Annotated in this window: 13 protein-coding genes; 4 read left to right on the forward strand and 9 right to left on the reverse strand. The window is 67.6% G+C overall.

Going from position 1 to position 19,120, the window contains the following annotated elements; all coding sequences use genetic code 11:
- The first annotated feature begins 171 nt into the window (after nucleotides 1–171).
- Nucleotides 172–1,512, forward strand: coding sequence for an IS701 family transposase (locus CLT75_RS12970; protein WP_278090470.1), 1,341 nt, complete (start codon nucleotides 172–174; stop codon nucleotides 1,510–1,512).
- A 21-nt stretch (nucleotides 1,513–1,533) separates the two neighbouring features.
- On the opposite strand, the gene CLT75_RS12975 is transcribed toward CLT75_RS12970, so the two are convergent.
- From CLT75_RS12975 to CLT75_RS12995, 5 genes are all read right to left on the reverse strand, one after another.
- On the reverse strand, nucleotides 1,534–1,755 hold the full coding sequence (locus tag CLT75_RS12975; protein ID WP_128136173.1) for an ABC transporter ATP-binding protein: 222 nt from the start codon (nucleotides 1,753–1,755) through the stop codon (nucleotides 1,534–1,536).
- A 310-nt stretch (nucleotides 1,756–2,065) separates the two neighbouring features.
- Nucleotides 2,066–2,785 (reverse strand): RNA polymerase sigma factor, encoded by a 720-nt coding sequence (locus CLT75_RS12980; RefSeq protein ID WP_128136171.1) that lies wholly within the window; start codon nucleotides 2,783–2,785, stop codon nucleotides 2,066–2,068.
- Between the two features lie 255 nt (nucleotides 2,786–3,040).
- Nucleotides 3,041–3,670 (reverse strand): hypothetical protein, encoded by a 630-nt coding sequence (locus CLT75_RS12985; protein ID WP_128136170.1) that lies wholly within the window; start codon nucleotides 3,668–3,670, stop codon nucleotides 3,041–3,043.
- A gap of 167 nt (nucleotides 3,671–3,837) precedes the next feature.
- A complete protein-coding gene (locus CLT75_RS12990; RefSeq protein ID WP_135241008.1) occupies nucleotides 3,838–5,784 on the reverse strand; it encodes an AfsR/SARP family transcriptional regulator in 1,947 nt (648 codons plus the stop codon).
- Between the two features lie 47 nt (nucleotides 5,785–5,831).
- Complete coding sequence (locus CLT75_RS12995; protein WP_135241009.1) at nucleotides 5,832–7,661, reverse strand: Hsp70 family protein; 1,830 nt, start codon at nucleotides 7,659–7,661, stop codon at nucleotides 5,832–5,834.
- A 182-nt stretch (nucleotides 7,662–7,843) separates the two neighbouring features.
- Between CLT75_RS12995 and CLT75_RS13000 the strand changes: the two genes are divergently transcribed.
- Nucleotides 7,844–8,815: a DUF6745 domain-containing protein gene (locus CLT75_RS13000; protein WP_167796918.1), complete on the forward strand. Its 972-nt coding sequence runs from the start codon at nucleotides 7,844–7,846 to the stop codon at nucleotides 8,813–8,815.
- A gap of 191 nt (nucleotides 8,816–9,006) precedes the next feature.
- Here the strand turns inward: CLT75_RS13000 and CLT75_RS13005 are convergent, their stop codons facing one another.
- The 4 genes from CLT75_RS13005 to CLT75_RS13020 form a co-directional block, all read right to left on the reverse strand.
- A complete protein-coding gene (locus tag CLT75_RS13005; protein WP_135241011.1) occupies nucleotides 9,007–9,681 on the reverse strand; it encodes an HNH endonuclease family protein in 675 nt (224 codons plus the stop codon).
- A 371-nt stretch (nucleotides 9,682–10,052) separates the two neighbouring features.
- A complete protein-coding gene (locus tag CLT75_RS13010; protein WP_135241012.1) occupies nucleotides 10,053–11,018 on the reverse strand; it encodes an NgoMIV family type II restriction endonuclease in 966 nt (321 codons plus the stop codon).
- A gap of 185 nt (nucleotides 11,019–11,203) precedes the next feature.
- Complete coding sequence (locus CLT75_RS13015) at nucleotides 11,204–12,292, reverse strand: NaeI family type II restriction endonuclease (RefSeq protein WP_135241013.1); 1,089 nt, start codon at nucleotides 12,290–12,292, stop codon at nucleotides 11,204–11,206.
- Nucleotides 12,293–12,364: 72 nt separating this feature from the next.
- Complete coding sequence (locus CLT75_RS13020) at nucleotides 12,365–13,471, reverse strand: DNA cytosine methyltransferase (protein ID WP_135243999.1); 1,107 nt, start codon at nucleotides 13,469–13,471, stop codon at nucleotides 12,365–12,367.
- 53 nt (nucleotides 13,472–13,524) lie between these two features.
- Between CLT75_RS13020 and CLT75_RS13025 the strand changes: the two genes are divergently transcribed.
- Nucleotides 13,525–13,962, forward strand: coding sequence for a very short patch repair endonuclease (locus CLT75_RS13025; RefSeq protein ID WP_135241014.1), 438 nt, complete (start codon nucleotides 13,525–13,527; stop codon nucleotides 13,960–13,962).
- Between the two features lie 508 nt (nucleotides 13,963–14,470).
- Nucleotides 14,471–19,120 carry a DEAD/DEAH box helicase gene (locus CLT75_RS13030; protein WP_135241015.1) on the forward strand — a complete coding sequence of 1,550 codons (4,650 nt, stop codon included), beginning with the start codon at nucleotides 14,471–14,473 and terminating at the stop codon, nucleotides 19,118–19,120.

Genomic DNA, 19,120 nt, shown 5'->3' on the forward strand with positions numbered 1-19,120 from the left:
CGCGGCTACCAGCTGCCGAGAACAAACTGACCGAGGCCCTCTGCCCAGATGGGGGGAGGGCCTCGGCCAGTTGGGGTTTCGCGCTAGTACGGCAGCCGCCGTTTGAGATGTCGCTGGTGGGGCCGGGTAGACGAGGTGCGGCCACCGCGTGATCGTCTGTCTGCTGTGGACATGACTTCAGATCTGGCGGTGGCCGCGTGCCACAGCGTAAACCCAGACCGGTGGCGGCAAGTCCTGACCGGGGTGTGCGATGCGTTCGCGGGACGCTTCGGGCGGGTCGAGCCGCGTCGGACGGCGACGGCGTTCGTGACAGGGCTGCTGGCCGACATCGAGGTCAAGACGTGCTGGCAGTTGGCGGAGCGGGCCGGGCATGCCCGGCCGGACGCGATGCAGCGGTTGTTGTCTCGGGCGGTGTGGGATGCCGATGCGGTCCGCGACGATGTGCGGGCGGTGGTCGTGGGCCGGTTCGGTGATCCGGACGCGGTGCTGGTCGTGGACGAGACCGGGGACCTGAAGAAGGGCGTCCACACCATCGGAGTGCAACGCCAGTACACCGGCACCGCCGGCAGGATCGAGAATGCGCAGGTGGGGGTGTTCTGCGGCTATGCCAGCCGGCATGGGCACACGCTGATCGACCGCCGGGTCTACCTGCCGGTGTCGTGGACCGATGACCGGGACCGATGCCAGGCCGCCGGGGTTCCCGACGAGGTCGCCTTCGCCACGAAGTCCGAGCTGGCCGCCGACATGATCACCGCGGCCGTCGACGCCGGCGTCCCGGCCGGGTGGGCGGCCGCGGACGAGGCCTATGGCAACAGCAGCGTCTTCCGTGCCCACCTACGCCACCACCGCCTGGGTTATGTCCTGGCCGTGTCCCGCAGCCACCTGGTCCCACTCGACGGCGGCAAGACCCGGGTTCGGGCTGACCGGGTCGCCGCCGAGCTGCCGGCCTCGGCGTGGCAACGTCGCAGCGCCGGCGCCGGGTCGAAAGGGCCACGCTTCTACGACTGGGCCTGGCTCGACGACGTCTGCACCGACGCCGACCCCGACGACGGCGGCCACCACAGCCTCCTGATCCGCCGCAACACCACCACCGGTGAGCTGGCCTTCTACCGCTGCTGGACCCCGCAACCGGCCACCCTGGCCCAACTCGTGCGGGTCGCGGGCATCCGCTGGACGGTTGAGGAGAGCTTCCAAGCTGCCAAGGGCCAGGTCGGTCTCGACCAGCACCAGGTCCGCCGCTGGGACTCCTGGCACCGGTTCACCACCCTCGCCCTGGCCGCCCTCGCCGTCCTGGCGATCTGCGCCGCCGACGCCGCCGACCACAACCCGGCCGACACCGGACTGATCAAGCTCACCGTCAACGAGGTCCGGCGCCTGATCAACGCCTGCATCATCCGCCCGCTCAGCAACCTCGCCCACCGTCTGCGCTGGTCAGACTGGCGGCGCCAGCATCAAGCCCGAGCCCGCCAAGCCCACTACACCCGACGCCTCAACCTCGAACTCCAGCCATGATCCCGAACGGCGGCTGCCGTACTAGACGCGCTGGGTGATGGTCGTGCCCGGGTGACGGGCGGCAGTGGCCGCGGTGACGAACCGGCCGGTGCTGGCGCTGCGGTTGACGGTCTGGTTGTTGCTGGTGCCACGACCGACGCGCTCGGTTGTGGTGGTCCGCGGCGAGCGAGCCGCGGTGCGGCTGCTGACGAACCGGCCGGTGCCGGCGCTGCGGGACACGCTGCGGGAGCCGCCTCGAGCCATGTGGATCATCTCCTTCGGTTCGGCGGTCTCGGTTGGACCGCTCTTGCCGTAGGCGTATGTGCTGGTGGGCTGATTACCCGCCACTCTTTCTACCGGTTTTTTGGCTGAGGCTGGTGGTCCGGGCCGTGGTGCCGGCTGCCCGGGCGACGATGGCGCGGGCGGTCGCGGTGGAGGTGCGGGCGCGCATTGCGCGGGCGTCGGCGGTGCCGAGCGAGGATCGCTCGATCTTGGCTTGGATGGTCGACTTCGCTGACCTGGCGGTTGCTGAGGATGATTGCGGGTTGTTCGGGGCGGGCTGTGGCATGGGCGGTCATGCCCCCCTTCGGGTCTGAGCGGGTTGGCGGTCGGGCAGGCGGGTCAGTCGGGTGCGGTAGTAGGACAGCGCCTTCTGGACGGCATTCTCGGTGAGGTTCAGCAGGTCGGCGACCTCGGCCTGGGTGTAGCCGGCCCAGATGAGCGCCATCATGGTGCGGGTGCGCGGCGGAGCGGCGGCGAGCAGGACGTCGACCTCTTGGCGCAGCGCGACGAGCTGGGCCGGGTCAACGGGCCCTCCGCCGGTGGCGGGCTGATCGAAGACGGCGAGTTCATCGACGAGCAGCTCCTGGTGGTGCACCTCGGTACGTAGCCATGCGCGGTAGATGTTCGGGAAGCGGAATAGGCATTGGCCGATGAAGAACGTCTTCAGTGAAGCGCCGCGGGCGGGGTTCCAGCGGTCGGGGATCAGCACCGTGTTGCGGAAGGACCTCAGCGCGGTGGCCACGGTCTCGTTGGCGAGTTCCTCGGCGACGTCGGGACGGTTGAGCGCTCCGGGCGGCGGCTCGGGCAGCCCGGCGCCGCGTTCGCGGCACTTGCCGAAGATGGCGCCCTTGCGGATCCAGGCCACCGTGACGGCGTAGCCGTAGCGGGCCAGCTCGGTGGCGAACAGGTCGTAGTCGCTGCCGGAGAAGTCGGACCGGCGCAGCCAGTCGACCAGGTCGGCGTCCTCGGAGAGGCGTTCGCGCCGGCGCAGCGCGCGGACAGTCTCGTCCAAGTCGTGATCTTCGCGGGTGTCGGCGAAGTCGGCGAGCCAGGAAACGGGGACAGCGACGTCGCGGCGGGGCGGTTCCCGTTGTAGTTCCGATCCCGCCACTTCGTCCGTCGGCTCCTCGGCTTCCGGGTGCATGAGGCTCTTTCTCGGTTCGGTGTGTCCGCTGAAGGAACCCACCGGACGTCCTCTCCTATGTGCGGCCACCCCAATTACCCGCCACTCCTTCTTCAAGATTTTTTGGGCGGGTGTTTGTGCAGTTCAGCGGTGGCTCAATAGCGGAGCGACCTTGTCGATCAGGCTGCTGATGACCAGCTGGGCAGCCGGGGAGATGTCGTAAGCGCTCAGCGCGCTGAGCACGACGTCGCGATCGAGCAGGCCCGCGCCGGCCATGTCGGCAAGCACCCGGTGGGCGCCGTCGCGGCCGTACCCGCGGGCGTAGCCGTTGTTGCCGTAGCGCACCAACTCGTTCAGGTGCTCGTGCAGCTGCGGGTCCAGTGTGGTGGGCTCACCGGTGTCGAGGTCGAGCGCGCCAACGACGCCGGCCCAGCCGGCTAGCCGCCAGGGGCTGGGGTGCTCGACGACGACCAAGGCGTTGCCACGAGCCAGCCGGGTGGCCACCTCGAGCGCCCCGGGAGTGGGTACGTGGGCAATCACCGCGCCCGGACGCACGTTGACGCGTGGGGAGCGCGGCGAGGCGTGCCGGCCGTTGAGGTACGACTCGAACAGCGCCTCGCCGTGGTACTCGCCCTTGCGGTCGGTGACCAGCACTGCGGGCAGGCCGCGCCGCGCGGCCTGATCCTCGGCCCAGCGCATCGCCGCTACCGCAGCGGCGGCGAACTCCCGGCCCAGCTGGTACGGCACCCACGCTGCGGTGAAATCAGAAACCACGACTGCCAGGGTAGGCGCACGGTATGACAACATTCCCGATCGAGGCACGCGATCAAGGAACGCGCTCGAGCGCGGTTCGCCGCGAAGCAACGGCATCGAAGCACCCCTGTTCGGTACCCGATCTGGGTGCCCACTCTTCCGCCGCAACCGGTAGACCTCCTCGGGGTCTAGCGAGCAGTGCTTATGGGTCGCTCGAGGATGCCGGCGAGGCGCAGGCGTTGCCGGTGGGTGTGGAGAAGGTCCGCGGCTGCGGCGGAGTCGCCGAGGGCGTTCAGTTGGTCGGCGGTGAGCTGGTGGAGCTGCTGGTTGTAGGGGTCTATGCGGATCGCCGCTTGCAGCAGCCGCAGGCGCTCGTGCGGGTCGGTTTGTGCTGCCGCGGCGTTGGTGTAAGCGTCGAGCACTAGGCGGCGTGTGGCCTCACGGGGTGGGTCGATCCACGGCCAGATGTGGCCAGCGGCGAGGTCTCCTGTGTAGGCGTCGATCACGGGCTTCCAGCTGCCAGGTGCGTCTGTGGTGGCGCTGTGGTGGGCGGCGGCTTGCAGTCGCCACAGGTCCACGTCGGTGCGTGGGTCGAGGTGGTAGCGGTCCTCGGTGTGGACAACCACATGGTCGGCGGTGGTGGCGCGGATGGTCGAGCGGAGGTCGCTGAGGGTGGTGTAGAGGCGGCCGGTGACGGTGTGGGCGGGTAGGCCGGGCCAGAGGGCTTGTACGAGTTGCGTGGTGGTGGCGCCGTCGGGGTGCACGGCGAGGAAGACGAGGATTTGCAGGGCGGCGCTGCGGCGGATGGCGACCTCTTTGCTGTCGATGAGCAACGCTGGGCGGCCGAGCACCCGCAGCTGGACAGCGGTCGCTGTGGCCTCGGTGGGCCGCTGCGGTGTGGGCGGTGAGATTCGGTTGGCTTGGCGGGGGATCTTTGCCTGTGCACGGTTGATCGGCCGGGCTGGTGCGGACGCGGCGGGGTCGGGTGCTGCGGTGGTGGGTTGGGCCAGGACGGCGAGTAGGTCCGCTGCGGCGGTGCTGTCGAGGACACACATCCGTGGCCGTGGTTGGCCGGTCTGGTGGTCCACGGTTTGGCCGTTGCAGTCGACGCGCCAGCTGGGTACTGGTGCTGCGGCGTCGAGGGTGACGACACGGGCGCCCGGGAGGTTCAGCGGTGCCGCCGTCGCGGGTCCGGCGGTCAAGACGAGGCTGGGTATGCCGTGGTCGGCTGTGGACGACGTGCTGGACGCAGGTAGCAGGGTGGCGGCATGGTCGAGGGTGTCGACGACGTGCAGGCCCGGGATGGTGGCGGCGGTCTCGGCGACGCTGGGCAGGAGCCTGGTAAGGGCGTTGCTGGTGACGATCACCGGGGTCGTGTCGGTCGGGTCGCGCAGCGCGGTGAGGAGCCGGGTGACGAGTAGACCTCGGGCGGCGTGGTCGGCCCCGTCACCGGCGAGACGTATGCCGGCCGGCGGCAGCGGCACCGGCATGGCGCCTGTGGTGGCTGCTGGTGGCAGTGGTTGGTCGGCGATGGCTGCTTGGACGGCGGTGACGGTGGCGGGCAGTGGTGTCAGCTCGGTGGCGTCGGTGTCGGGTTGGCCGGGTTGGTGGGCGCGACGGCGGCGTAGCCACACCAGGGCCGCTGCGGCGGCGATGTGGTGGGCGGTGTCGTCGGGTAGCCAGCCGCCGGGCACGACCACCCCGCCCTGCTCGGTCTGGGGCGTAGCGGAGGGGTGCTGGAGTTCGTCGGCGGTGACTGGTGTCGGTGGGTTCGGCGGCTGGGTGGTGGGGGTGTGGGCGGTGGTGAGGGCCGCCGCGCCGGCGATGCTGGTGGCGGCGGCCTGCCATGGGGTGGGTAGCGGCAGGTGGCGTACCCATCGGGCGCCGGCGCGCAGTCGGCGGGCGGCTGTCACGGTGACGGTGTAGGTCATGCCGAGCCACAGCAGCCAGGCCACGGCGATGAGCCCTGTGGTGAGGGTTGCCGGGGTCAGCGGGTCGGTGAGCCAGTCGCGTAGTTGCGTGCTGGTCGGCCAGCTGGGCAGGTGCGCTCGGGTGAGGGTGGTCAGCAGCCACGGCGGTATCGCCAGGACGGCCAGGACGACGGTAGCGCCTGCGAGTCGCCGGGCCCCGTTCACCGCGGCTCCTCCCCCACGTGCGTTGGGGGGGTATCCGGTTGGTGGGGTCATTGCGGCGGCCGGTGGGGGCGTAGTAGGTGGGTCCACATCTGGCGTAGCCACCAGGTGGTCACGGCGATGGCGTAGATGGCGCCGAGGATGCCGGAGGCGGGCCAGGAGACCAGGGCGGCGGTGATGACGGCGAGGGGTGCGCTGAGGATCAGGCGCAGGATCGGCTGGGACACGACGGCCATGACGGTGCCGATGCCCAGGAGCAGGCCTCCGACTCGGCCGGCGAGGTCGATCCAGAGGATCAGGTGGGGCCACCGGTCGGCGGTCAGGCTGTATTGGATGAGCAGCATTCCGGCAGCGGCGGTGATCACGGAGCCGGTGGGGAAGGCGAGCAGTCTTGACCATCCGCCCGCGGGGGTGCGCCATTGCCGGGCGGCGATGAGGGCCATGACGGCGGCGGCGGTGATGGTCGGGGTGATGGGTAGCAGTGTCCAGCGCAGGAAGCCGTTGACGGGGTAGCCGACGTAGAGGCTTCCGACGACGGCGTACATGCCGCTGACGGCGACGCCGAGGGAGGCTGCGGCGAGGATTCCGGTTCCGGTGTGGATGCCGGGGCTGGTCGGGGTGGTGGTGCGGTTGGCGATGGTGGAGGCGAGGACGGTGCCGGCGCTGAGGCAGGCGATGACGGCGAAGACGGCGGCCATTGTCAGCTCGCCCCAGTTGAGGACCGCTTCGCGGTACATGAGGGAGCCGCGCCACTGGGGTGTGAGCAGGAACTGGGAGACCAGGGCGAGGGAGGCGAAGCCGGGGAGGGCGATCGCGGCGGCGCGCCGTACCGGCGGTAGAGGTTCTTCGGGCGTGGTGGGGTCGGTGGTGGTGGTGCCTGCGTCGGCGGCGCCTCGGGCTGCGGCCAGGGTGGGCTGGTCGACGAGGGTGGGGGTGATGCCGGCGTCGGTGAGGGTCTGTGCCAGCAGGGGCAGGCGGGCGGTGCCGCCGACGCAGTAGACGCCGGTGAGGTCGCGGGGTGTGAGTTCCGCGGCGGTGATCGCTTCGGTGGTGAGGTGGGCGATACGGTGCAGGACGGGTTGGGCGGCTTGGTCGAGCAGGCCGGTGTGGAGCACCACGGCCGGCCCGTCGGGTAGTGGCACGGTGACGGCCGGATGGTCGGTCAGGGCGTGTTTGCCGGCGCGGAGGCTGGCGACCATGGCCCATCGTTGCCCGTCGGCGCCGGGTGGGCTGGTGGTGAGTGTGGTGGTGAGGGCGTCGTCGATGGCGGTGCCGCCGGCGGTCGGGTCGGCGAGGGTGGCGAGGACTTCGAAGCCTGCGGGGCCGCGGCGCAGGACGCTGACTTCGGCGGTGGCGCCGACGTCGCAGACGGCGATGTAGGCGCCGACGGGCAGCTGCAGGCCGGTGGCGAGCAGGTGCCCGGCGACGGCGGTCGGCGCGTCGATCAACTGTGGTGGTGGGAGGCCGGCGCGGTGCGCGGCGTGGCGCATCCAGGTGCGTCGTCGCGGGCCCCAGCCTGCCGGGACGACCAGCCGCACGTCGTCGATGCCGGTGCCGGCAATCTGGTGGGCTTGCTCGGCGACGTGGCGCAGGGTCGCGGCGACCAGATCGAGCGGGTCGACGTCGGTGTCGGCGACGGTGAGGCGCTGCTCGGAGGGTTGGCGGGGGTGCGGGATGAACCGGTGCGGTGTGGCCGGTGCGGCCCGCCAGGCGTGGTGGCCGGTCACGGTGGTGCCGTCCTCGCTGAGGAGGACGGCGCTGGGCAGGGCGGGTTCGCCGTCGAAGAGCAGCGGCGTCCAGGTGCCGTCCGGCCATGCCAGTACGGCGGTGGTGTCGGCGCTGCCGTAGTCGATCGCCAGCCGCGCCTGCCCCGATCGCATGGATGTCAGTCAAACATGAAGATCTCATTCACGTCATCCCTGAATCACTCACCGCAACCGGCCGCGGCGCCCAGCACGGTCACAACAGCGAACGCCGGGACTGACGATCGGCCCTGGTTCCTCTGGGTCGCACGTGGCCACTTGACCTGCAGCGGCATCGTCAACGGCATGCCGCACCATCGATGATCCGTCAGGAGAACACCATGCATGACTCCACCAATCCGATCTCAGCGCACGGACAAGCCGTGGCGAGCCGATGGACGCAGGCGGCGTTGTCCTGCGAGCCCGCGGACCAGGCGCGCGCGGAGGAAGCCGCCCGCCTCGCCTACCGCAGCGCCGGGCATCCCGAGCCGTCGCGGTTCCTGTGGTGCCCCTCTCCCCCGGCGGCCCTGCAGCAGGTGCGGCAGCTCCTCGACGACGGGCACCCGTCGCTGGTCGCCTCGATCCGCCGCGACGCCCTCAACAATGCGCTGGCAGCAACGCGAGCCCCGATCTGGGAGCAGACCAGCGACCACGACCAGTTCACCGCCTTCGGCGATTTCCACGACTTCATGGAATGGCACGGCTACTACGGCGAGCAGCGCTACGACGGCTTCGAGGCCCGCTACAACCTGATGGAGCACCGGTACCTCTGCAACCCGGTCACCAAGGGCGAGCGATCCGCGCTCACACCGGTGCTGCAAGCGGTACGGCAGGTGTATAACCAGGTGCTGGGTCCGGTCTGGGCGGCGGTCGACCGCACCCTCAGCGGCAGCTACATCATGCAATTCGCCTGGTTCTGGAGCGACGAGCAGACGATCGTGAAGCGCAACGACGAGGGACGCGCCGTGATCCGTTACTGCCTGAATCCTCGCGACTGGTTCTTCGATCCGGCCTGGAACCTCTACCCCGACTGGCTTGTCCTCGCCGCGATCGACACCTACCAGCAGGTGCTCGGCACGGCACCCACCCCAGGGTGGGAGGGATGCCGTGACGTGGCGCTGGCGGCCGGGCCGTGGTGGTCCCTATCCGGGGTGGCCGTGATGATGCAGCGCCCCACCGTTCTGCGACTCACCGGCGACGGCCTGCTGCACGGCGTCGACGAGCCGGCCGTTGTCTGGCCCGACGGCAGCACCCTGTGGGCCCGTGACGGTGCCGTCGTTGCACCCGGGTGACCGCCCCGCCAGCGGCACCTGCGCCTCATCCGATTGCGCCTGGGTGCTGGAGGGCGGGTCCCGTGTGGCGACCCGCCCTCCAGCGCGTCGGCGCCGCCGTCCGCGGGCGCGCGGGCGGGGCCGATGACGGATGGCTCAGGGGTTGCCGTGCGTCGGCGCTCGTGCGGTCAGCCCCGGAGGGGTGCGGAAGGCTAGGAGCTGCAGGTGTTCAGCATGCTCTGCAGGGCGGACTTCTCCGACGACTGCAGGCTCAGCCCCCAGTTGTACTTCACGGTGATCCACATCTTGCTGTAGGTGCACCGGTACGACGACAGCGGCGGCTGCCATGTCGACGGGTCCTGGTCACCCTTGGCCTGGTTGACGTTGTCGGTCACGGCGATCAGCTGCGGGCGGGTCAGGTCGTTGGCGAAACTCTGCCGCCGGCTGGTGGTCCAGCCACTGGCGCCTGAACGCCACGCCTCAGCGAGGGGCACGACGTGATCGATGTCGACGTCGGAGGCGGCGGTCCAGGTCGCGCCGTCGTACGGGCTGTACCAGCGGCCCGAGGTCGCCCCGCAGCTGCTGTCGGTGACCACGGACGTGCCGTCACGTTTGAGGACCGTCTCGCGGGTGTTGCAGGCCCCGCTGATGGTGATCCAGTGCGGGAACAGATCCCGGGAGTACCCACTCGTCGACCCCTCGCTCTTGACCGTCAGAGCGTTGAGCTGCGACTGGGCGCTCGCCTTGGACGGAATACCGGGCGGTGCTGCCAGGACGGGCGAGGAGTCGACGGCGACCAGGCCAGCGCCGCCGATGACTACGGCTGCCGCGCCGGTCAGGGCACGCCGGGCTAGTGAGCTTGTGGTGCGTCGTCGGGTGAGTCGCATGGGGCCTCCTCGGGGGAACGGTCGTGGATAGAGACCGTCTCACCTCATCATGTCCATCGATGCTCACCACTGTGAAGAGTCGGCCATGCCTTCAGGACACCGATCCGCTGGGCAACCGCCGTCGGCGCCGCTGCGCCAATGTGCCGCCGTCGAGCTCGTCTGCCTGCATGACTGCGCTCATGCGAGATGCCGACGTAGCGGCAGTCCAGCCGCACACGACGCCTTAGCTCAGGTCGACAACGCACCTGGGCTTCAGGAAGCCACATGGCCAAACGACCTGATCGAGCAGGTCGGGCCGGTACTGGATGCGTTTGAGCTGGTCTTCACTATGAGCTAAGGCCGGCCTGCTCGTGCTGGCGCTTGCGCCATAGTCATTTTTGCGATCTCAAAGCCTGTGGCGTCGGATGGCTCCACGGTCCTTTTGCGGCTGTGGCTCCCTCGACGTGTATCTGGGCCGCGACCGAGGCCGTTTCCTTAAGGAGGTCGTCGTAGTCCCGAAGGCGGCCCTGGCTGACAAGGCGATCGAGAGTGCGAGGGCCCTTCCAGCGGTCCGAACCGCCACGCTCCCGCGCGAGCTGTTCGACCGCCTCCTGGAGCGCGGCGAGATTGAGGTGGTAGACGAAATCCACCGCCCCGGAACCATCGCAGAGGATGGCAAGCATGTACGGCCGCGGTTCCATGGTAACCACGCCGTAATGAGGCATCTTGCCTCGTCGCAGGGTGGCGAGCTTGGCCCCTTGAGAGAGGCAGTCCTGAGCCCGATCGGTTCGGAGGGACCATTTGAGTGACAGCGCTATGCGTAGCTCCCGTGGCTGCGGCTGCGTCGCGTCCGCCACCGTCACATCCAGACCGAGTAACGACTCCTCTGGGGCGTTCGTCAGCAGGCGCTGAGTCAGTGCCTCACGCTGCTGCAGCTTGCCGCGCAGCTTCCGCAGTCGCCGAAGGATCTCCGATCGAGCATGGCCTCTCGGCAGCGTCTCGACGTGTTGGATGATCTCATCGATGGGCAGGTGGGGTGACTTTTCCACCTCGCTCTTGAACTCCGCGAAGGCCTTCAGGTGAGCGAACTGCCGGAATCCCGTCGCCGAGCCGCTGCTGACAGCCAACTGCGCGCTGAACCGCGATGACAGGTCCTCGATCACCTTCGCGCCCAGCTCCTCGCCGCTCTTGCCGGGGTCGGGCTGATCGGGGGACACGCCGAGGATGTCGAACAGCTTCCTGCCGAGCTGCACGGACAACTCGTCACTCGAATCCGAGGTGTTCGGTCTCGGGGTGATCGTCTGCTTGTCCTTGGAGAGCCGGTATCCACAGAGGTCCGTCACGAAGCTGGCTGGCACGGTGGCACGCTACACGGCCGGGCGGCGACAGGGGCGGAGCGGACCATCCCTGACCTGGAACTGGCTGGCGGCAGGTGCTGGCGCGTGCCAGTGTCGGCCATGCTCAGGTTCCTGGTCGTCCTTCCGGCAACGTCTTCGCGTGTCAGCTGTGGCGGCCGAGCAGGATCCGACGTAGGAGAGCTGCGTCACTCTTCCCCTTGTTTGGGCAGGGTCGGTGCCTGCACGATGGGATCAGCTTCTCGAGCGCGACGCCAGCGCGCGCCCTCGATCTCGGTGAACGGCTCAGGGTCGCCGGGCCTCCAAGGATGGAGGCGAACGCTGACGAACCGGCCCAGCGTGGGTACGGGGAGTTCGAGGTCCGCCGCCATCTGCGGGTGAGGGGCGTAGTGGCCGAAGATCACGATGCCTTTGGGCTGGAGCTGCTTACGGGCGTCGCGTACCCGTTTCGCGCTGTCGACCTGCTGGGCGGCGGTGAGCACAGTGGCTCGGTTGACCAGCTCGCCGGTCAACTCTCTGAAGAGGTTCGTGACCGCCGTCTGCCCCTTCGGGGCGTACGCGATGAGATCGAGTTTCCTCGGGTCCTTGATGTGTAGCAGAGTATTCTTGACCAGGTCGGCTCCGGGGAAGACCCACAGGATGCGGTCACGTCCGCGATCGTTGAGCCGCCGCTTTCCGTCGCGCTGCTTGCCTGGACGCCGCAGTACCGCCTCGTTGATACGGATGAGCCCTGCGGCCCAGCGGGCGGTGTACTCGTTGGCCCACACCACGAGGGCGATCTTGTCCCCGCGACTGTACATCTCCTGTGGGATCTCCCAGTCGTACAGGTTCAGCGACCACTTGCAGTCGACCTCGACCCCGGCGATCCGATAGTCGAGCTCGTCACCGTCGTGGAATCTGAACTCCCGCTGAAGCCAGATCTCGACGAGCGTGCCGACGTGTGTCTTCTCCGTCTTGTGGAGCTGGGTGTAGTCCCAACGCCCGGTGCGCTGGCCGTCGTAGATCTGGTCGAGCGCCTCCCGGATCGCATAGCCCATACGCGCGCCGGAAGGATCGAGAGTAAGGATCTCCGACCGGACGGCCCAGATCTCCGGATCCTCGTCCTCGGTAGGCGGCTGTGCGTCGGTGCCGCTGCGGACAGGACCTCTCATGGGACGTGGCCTGCCCTTCGGCGACGGGCGTTCCGGCAGGACCCGGGTCCGATGGGCACGAAGCGTCAAAGGAAGTGCGATGTTGTCCGCGTCGTCCCCGAACAACTCACCCTGAAAGATCGACACCCGGGCAGGGTGTCAGAGCAGACGACAGGCGGTCAAACACCGGACGTGCGTCACGTCGATGTCGGAGCGGACTCAGCTCAGGCGGCCCTTGATGTGCTTGGCGATGGCCGCGGCCAACCCGGAGGGCACAGCGTTACCGATCTGCTTGGCGATCTCGGTCTTGGACCCGCACCACTGATAGTCCTTCGGGAAATCCTGCAGAAGCGACGCCTCGTAGTGCGTGATGACACGGTTGACCCGCCGGTCCGGGTGGTCCAGCTCCCACTGCGGATGAAGGTACTGGCCCTTCTCCGGTTTGAAGAACTCGGTTCGGATGGTCAACGAAGGCGCATCCCAGCGCATCCGCCCCATGACATCGGTCGTGCCCGTCTTCTTCTCCCGCCAGCACCTCGACAGCAGGTGGTCCGGGAGATCGAATCGCCCACCACCGGGCGGGACGTGATCGTAACGCTCCAACGACATCGGCGTCGGCTGACGTCCGAAGTGAATCTCAGTACCTCGGAACTCGCCCCGAATGCTCTGCTCGAAGTATGTGGTGTGCTTCTCTGGCAGTTCAGTGGTGGTCGGGTACCAGTCCACCCAGCCGATCGCGTCCCGAACCGTCCTCCACGGCTTCCGGTTCGTGGTCGGCACCTTGGCGTGCGTCGCCTCCGGCAGAGGGATCTCGCCGACGCGTGAACCGATGACGATGGTCCGCGGCCGGCGCTGCGGTACGCCGTAGTCGGCCGCCAGGAGAACCCCGTGGGTGAGGTTGTAACCTTTGAGGACGCCATGCTCGGCTTCCTCGAGCAGCAGCTGGAACTCGCTCGTACGGGAGAACCGTTCCACGTTCTCAATCACGAACACCTGCGGACGCGCGATCGTGACGAAGCGTAGATACTGCTTCCACAGCTTGTTCCGTGGGTCGTCCACGGACTTGCTCCCGAGGTTGGAGAAGCCCTGGCATGGAGGTCCGCCGATGATGACGTCCGCAGGCGGGATCTCGTCATCCTCGAAAGTCTCGATGTCCCTACAGTGCGTGTGCTCCTTGCCGAAGTTGGCCGCGTAGGTGGAGGCCGCAGCACGATCCCACTCGACCGCGAGAATCGGACGAAAGCCTTCATTATGGAAACCGACGGTCATGCCGCCGCATCCCGCGAAGAGGTCGATCATGCTCGGGCGGTTGCTCACCTGCGACATCATAGTTCGCTCCCCGGGCGCGACAAGGCCGGCTCGCCGGTGAGGTAGAACGCATGTCCGAAGGATCCTGGGCGTCGACTATCGGTGTCCGTAAGTCGATGCAGGCCAACACCGGCCGCGACACCAAGCCCGAACTGGCCCTGCGCCGCGCCGTCCATGCCCTCGGCCTGCGCTACTACGTGAACCGCCGCCCCGTCAAAACGGTAAGGCGCACCGCCGACCTGGTGTTTCCCAAGCTCAAACTGGCGGTCTTCCTCGACGGCTGCTTCTGGCACGGCTGCCCTGAGCACCACACCGTAGCCAAAACCAACGCGGAGTTCTGGGCCCAGAAGATAGCCGGCAACCGCCGCCGCGACGCGGACACGAACCAGCGCCTGGAGGCCCACGGCTGGACCGTCCTCCGGATCTGGGAACACGAGACCACCGCCGATGCCGCCGCCCGAGTGGCGGCGGTGGTGACGGCGATACGTAGCGCTTCGCGGCGTACGTGATCTCAACTGCTTCTCCTCTCGCCTCCAGGATGGATACCGGCTAGCTAACCGGCACCCCAACAACGTTCTGGGGAGAATCACGCCCGCTGGCGCCCGTCGGGTCAAGTGGTTCCGAGAACCCGACGATCGACGTGGCTCGACTTCCGGACAGGAGGACGGGATAGCAGGTGGTCTGGTGAGGTACTCCGTGGCGCAGGCTGAGCGGCGCTGAAGCCGCGGACCCCCTGCAGTCGGTTTGCGCAACAGTGTCTGGTCAGTCGGACATCACGATCGGGATGAACGTCATCCAGCTTCCGCTACGCACCGGTCGTTCCCGTAAAAAATGGGCACACGCAGGGTCGATCTGAGCCCAGAACGTCCACCCGCCCTACTGCTCCGACACGGAAAGGGCGACCGCGGTGCGTCGCGGCATTGGCACCGAGTCCGCAGTACACAGTCGGTCGAGGCGGTCACGGATTGACACGGACGAGGGATCACTGTCAGGCGTCTTATCAACCATAATGGCGCAGTGGCGGACCTCTCGGGTTGGGAAAATCCGGACAATACCCTCCAAAGGTGGATCGATGATCAGCGTGCCAGCATGTTGGGCTCGTATAGATCGACTCCTCGACTCATCGACGAACATGGACTCCAGGAAGACAGTTTCCGCACCGGCGGATATGCGCATCGGCAGGTTCTAGAGCTGGTGCAGAACGGAGCCGACGCGTTGCGCCGCGGCGGCCGGCGCGGCCGCGTCGTACTGCTGCTGCGCGACGACGTGCTGTATTGCGCGAACGAGGGCGCCCCGTTCTCTCGGCGGGGCCTCGAGGCTGTCTGCCACGCCTACCTCAGTGACAAGCGCGGCGAGGACATGGGCCGTTTCGGCCTCGGATTCAAGTCGGTGCTGGCGGTAAGCGACTCGCCGACCATCCTGAGCCGGTCGGTTTCGTTCAAGTTCAGCGCCGACATCGCACGAAGAAGTCTCGAAGAACTGGCGCCGAACGCATCGGTCTACCCGGTACTGCGTCTCCCCTTCAACGCTGACGCCCAGGCTGAGATGGCCGCCGATCCTGTTCTTGCGGAACTCGGGACGTGGGCGGAGACGGTCGTCCGACTTCCTCTGACGCGACTCTCGAGCAGACTGGAACAGGAGCTTAGCGTTTTCCCGAAGGAGTTCCTCCTTTTTGCGCCATACGTGGCCGAGCTCGAGATATCGGCAGACAATGCTCAGAAGATCTTCACCTGTGTGCCTCAGGAAGGGAGCCGGCAGCGCCTTACCTCCAGTGACGAACGGCCCGCAGATTGGATGGTATGGCATCAATCTCACCGACCGTCCGAGTTGGCGCTTTCAGAGGTGAGCGAAGCGATCCGCCGGCCGGAGGTCGTGGTCACGTATGCCGTGCCGCTCGATACCACCCAGACCCTGGGCCGGTTCTGGGCCTACTTTCCGCTCCAGGACTCCACCTCGGCACGCGGCATCCACAACGCGCCGTGGCACATCAGCGATGATCGAACGAACATGCTGCCGGGCAGGTTCAATGAGGAGCTGCTCGAGGTCGTCGCGGAGCTCATCGTCAACGCGATCCCTCATCTGCACACGGCCGCGGATCCTGCACGTCACTTCGACTACATGCCAGCGCGAGGACGGGAGTTCGACAACTTCGGAGACCGGCGGCTCACCGAGCTGGTGCCACGTCTGGCGGAGGTGACGACTTGTGTGCCCGACGCTGAAGGCACCTTGAGAGTTCCCACCGACCTCGAGTACCCCAGCGCCGAACTCAGGATTGGTGTCGAGTCACTCGAACTGTGGAGCTCCGCATCCGGTAGGCCGTTGCGTAGCCCTCATCCGGCTTGTTTCCGCAACGCGACGCGCCGGGCGCGGCTGTACAGACTGGTGCGCGGCGAAGCCGGGCGAACGAGTCGAAACGAGCTGGGTGCTGCGGAGTGGCTCGAGCGTCTGGTGTCCGCCGGGACCGACGAGCAGTGCGACGCTGCATTGCAGGTCTATATGTCGATCGACGACGAGACGGTCAGACGCGCGATGAGCCGTGCCGCGATCATGCCCGACGTGACCGGGACATTACACCGACTCGATCATACTGATCGGCTCTACCTGCGGGGGAACTCGCTCAGCGCCGCCGCCGGCATCCGCCTGGTCAGGCCCTCTCTACTGGACAGGCCTGGCGTGGAGGACAGCCTACGCGCCATCGGATTCGAGGACGTCGACCCCGCGCACGAGCTGCGACGTTTAGCTGGCGCCGCGGCGAATCGATGGACCGCGCAACAGTGGGAGGACTTCTGGGCCCTCGTCCTGCACGTGAGCATCCACGACGCCGAGAAGATACTCTCGGACCACTTCATGAAGGGCATGACGCTCAAGGTGCGTTGCCGTGACCACTCCTGGCAGCACGCAGGCACCGTCGTGTCGCCCGGTCTGGTCGATCCGATGAAGCCGTCACTCGTGATCGACACCGAGTTCCACGACTTACCGCCCCGACTTCTCCAGGCGATAGGCGTCGTCGCGCAGCCGAGGATCACACCCGCCGTTCTGGCGGATCTGACCCTGCTTGAGTACCGCCGTCTGCAACGTTCCGCGTATCTCGAAACCCTTTCCGGGCGTCGCCCGGACGCCTCGGAGATCGACTTCGAGGAACAGGAAGGACCCGCACCTCTCCACGTTCTCCGTGGCTTCACCGATTCCGGTGACGAGACATCCAGCGTCCGCTGGACTCGAGCCCTTCTTGAGCTGGAGACCCCGGCCGTCTGGACCCTGCGCCATCCGAACAGCAAGAGGTTTCCGCCCAGAACCGTGACAGCACCCCACCTGTGGGCGGCTCAGAGGTACGGCTTGGTCGACACCACATGGGGACCACGGCCAGCGGCTCTGTCACTGCATCCCGACTGCGAAGAGCTGAGCCCCATGCTGCCGGTGGCGGCCTGGAAGGCCACAGCTCGGCTGAAGTGCATACCTGGCAAGACCGACCTCCCGGAGGCCGTCTGGCGCGAGTTCCTTAGCCGGCGACCCACAGGCGGCGACCACCGCCAGCTCGGGGCCCTCGTCGCCGATGCGTTCGAACGTTTGCCCGACGACGAGGTGCCCGATCAGGTTCCGGCCGTGAAGGGCATGGGCCACGAAACCGTGTCCCCCGAGCAGCTCCTGATCGCCGCCACCGATGACGAGGCCCGGGCGCTTTCGGAGCTGTCACTGCCGTTCGTCACAGTCGACGACCAACCTCTCGCCCAGGCGTTGATCGAGAGCTGGGGCTGTCGATCCGCGTCGTCGATACTGCGGATCGAGGTCGTGACCGAGTCGCCGGGAGCACCCGTCGTACTTCTGGAGCGCTTCCGCCGCCTGCGAGACTACGGCGCGGACGTGCTCGACGGTCTCGACCTGATCAGCTGCGGCTCGCTCGAGCGAGTGGTCATCCTGTCTGCCGGCACGGAGAGCACATCGCTGCCGTTCGCGGTGGCGGGCCACTCCGTCTACTTCGACGACTCGCTCGACGACGAGGAGCTCCTCGGTCATCTCTCCCGCCACTTCGATCTGGGCCTCGACGATCAGGCCATCAAGCGCGTGCTCCTGGAAGCGGAGAGCGCGCGAATACAGGCCGCGATCGCGCTGTCGCGAGCAGCCCGTGACCACGCGGAGCGTCTCCTCGCGCTCCTACCGGCGAGCACACTGACGCTTCGACTGCCGAAGGAACTGCTCGATGCGGTTCCACTCCTCGACGGCGCCGACGGCGACCGGCAGATCGCGGACCTGCTGATGCACTACCACGGTGACAACGTTCTGCATGCCCTGCGTGCTGAACTGAGGGATTTCGGCTACGAGGATGTGCCCGACACCTGGGCAGGATCCGCACTCGCCGTAGCGTTCGTGCGGAGGCTGGGGTTCCCCGCGGAGTTCGCGGGCGAACGGGACAGAGGAGTCGACGCCGATACGACCGTTCTCGGTCCTCCGGACCTCAAACCACTACACCCCTACCAGGAGAGACTGGCGGAACAGATCCGCGAACTCCTCCGGCCCGGCGTCGCGCCCGACCGCGCGCTGCTGTTCCTGCCCACCGGTGCCGGTAAGACCCGGGTGACAGTCGAGGCGCTGACCCGATCCATCTGCGCTGGAGACGTCACCGGACCGGTCCTCTGGGTCGCACAGAGTCAAGAACTCTGCGAGCAGGCCGCGCAGACCTGGACGACCGTCTGGCGACAATTCGGCAACCAACCGCTACGGCTGTGCCGCCTCTGGAGCCGCAACGAGGTCGCGGCCACCGGCCATAACGCCAGCGTCGTCGTAGCGACCGATGCGAAACTCGACAAGGTCCGCGACAGAGACGAGTACGAATGGCTGAGGAAGGCCGCGATCGTCGTCGTCGATGAAGCACATGGGGCCATCGCGAAGGGCATCACAGCGACCCTGCGATGGCTGGGTATCGATCACCGCAAGACCGCCCGGCCGCTGCTGGGCCTGACCGCAACGCCGTTCGCCGGCACGGGTCCGGCCGCCAACGAGCGGCTGGTCAACCGATTCCTCGGGCGGCAACTCGACAACGGGCTCGGTGGGGACCCATACGCCGAGCTCCAGCGTATGGGTGTCCTGGCAAACGTCCGCCATCGTGTAATAAAGGGCTTCAAATACGATTTCGATCCAGCCGATAAGCGGCATTTCGAGACATTCGGGGACCTCTCCAAGGATCTACTCAAACGCGTCGGCGGGGACCGCCATCGGACCCTCCGGCTGGTCGAAGACATTGTGGCTCAACCCGCGGACTGGCCGATCCTGGTGTTCACGTCGTCCGTTCTCGCCGCACAGACACTGTCCGCGCTGCTTCGCATGCAAGGGATCCCCTCCAGGGCGGTCAGCGGTTCGACGCCGACCCCGGAACGGCGCAGGGCAATCGAATCCTTTCGCGCGCGCGAGACGCGGGTCCTCGCCAACTGCAATGTGCTCACACAGGGCTTCGACGCACCCGGCGTCAGAGCCCTGTACATCGCCCGACCCACCTTCAGCCCGAACCTCTACATCCAGATGGTGGGCCGTGGCCTCCGCGGGCCGGAGAACGGCGGGAAGCCCGAATGTGACGTCGTCAACGTCGCCGACACCTTCGACGTGTTCGGGGAGAGGCTCGCCTACAAGGAGTTCGACCACCTGTGGCGCTACCGAGGCGGTGATGCGGAGTGA

The organism is Micromonospora sp. CNZ285, assembly GCF_004637285.1.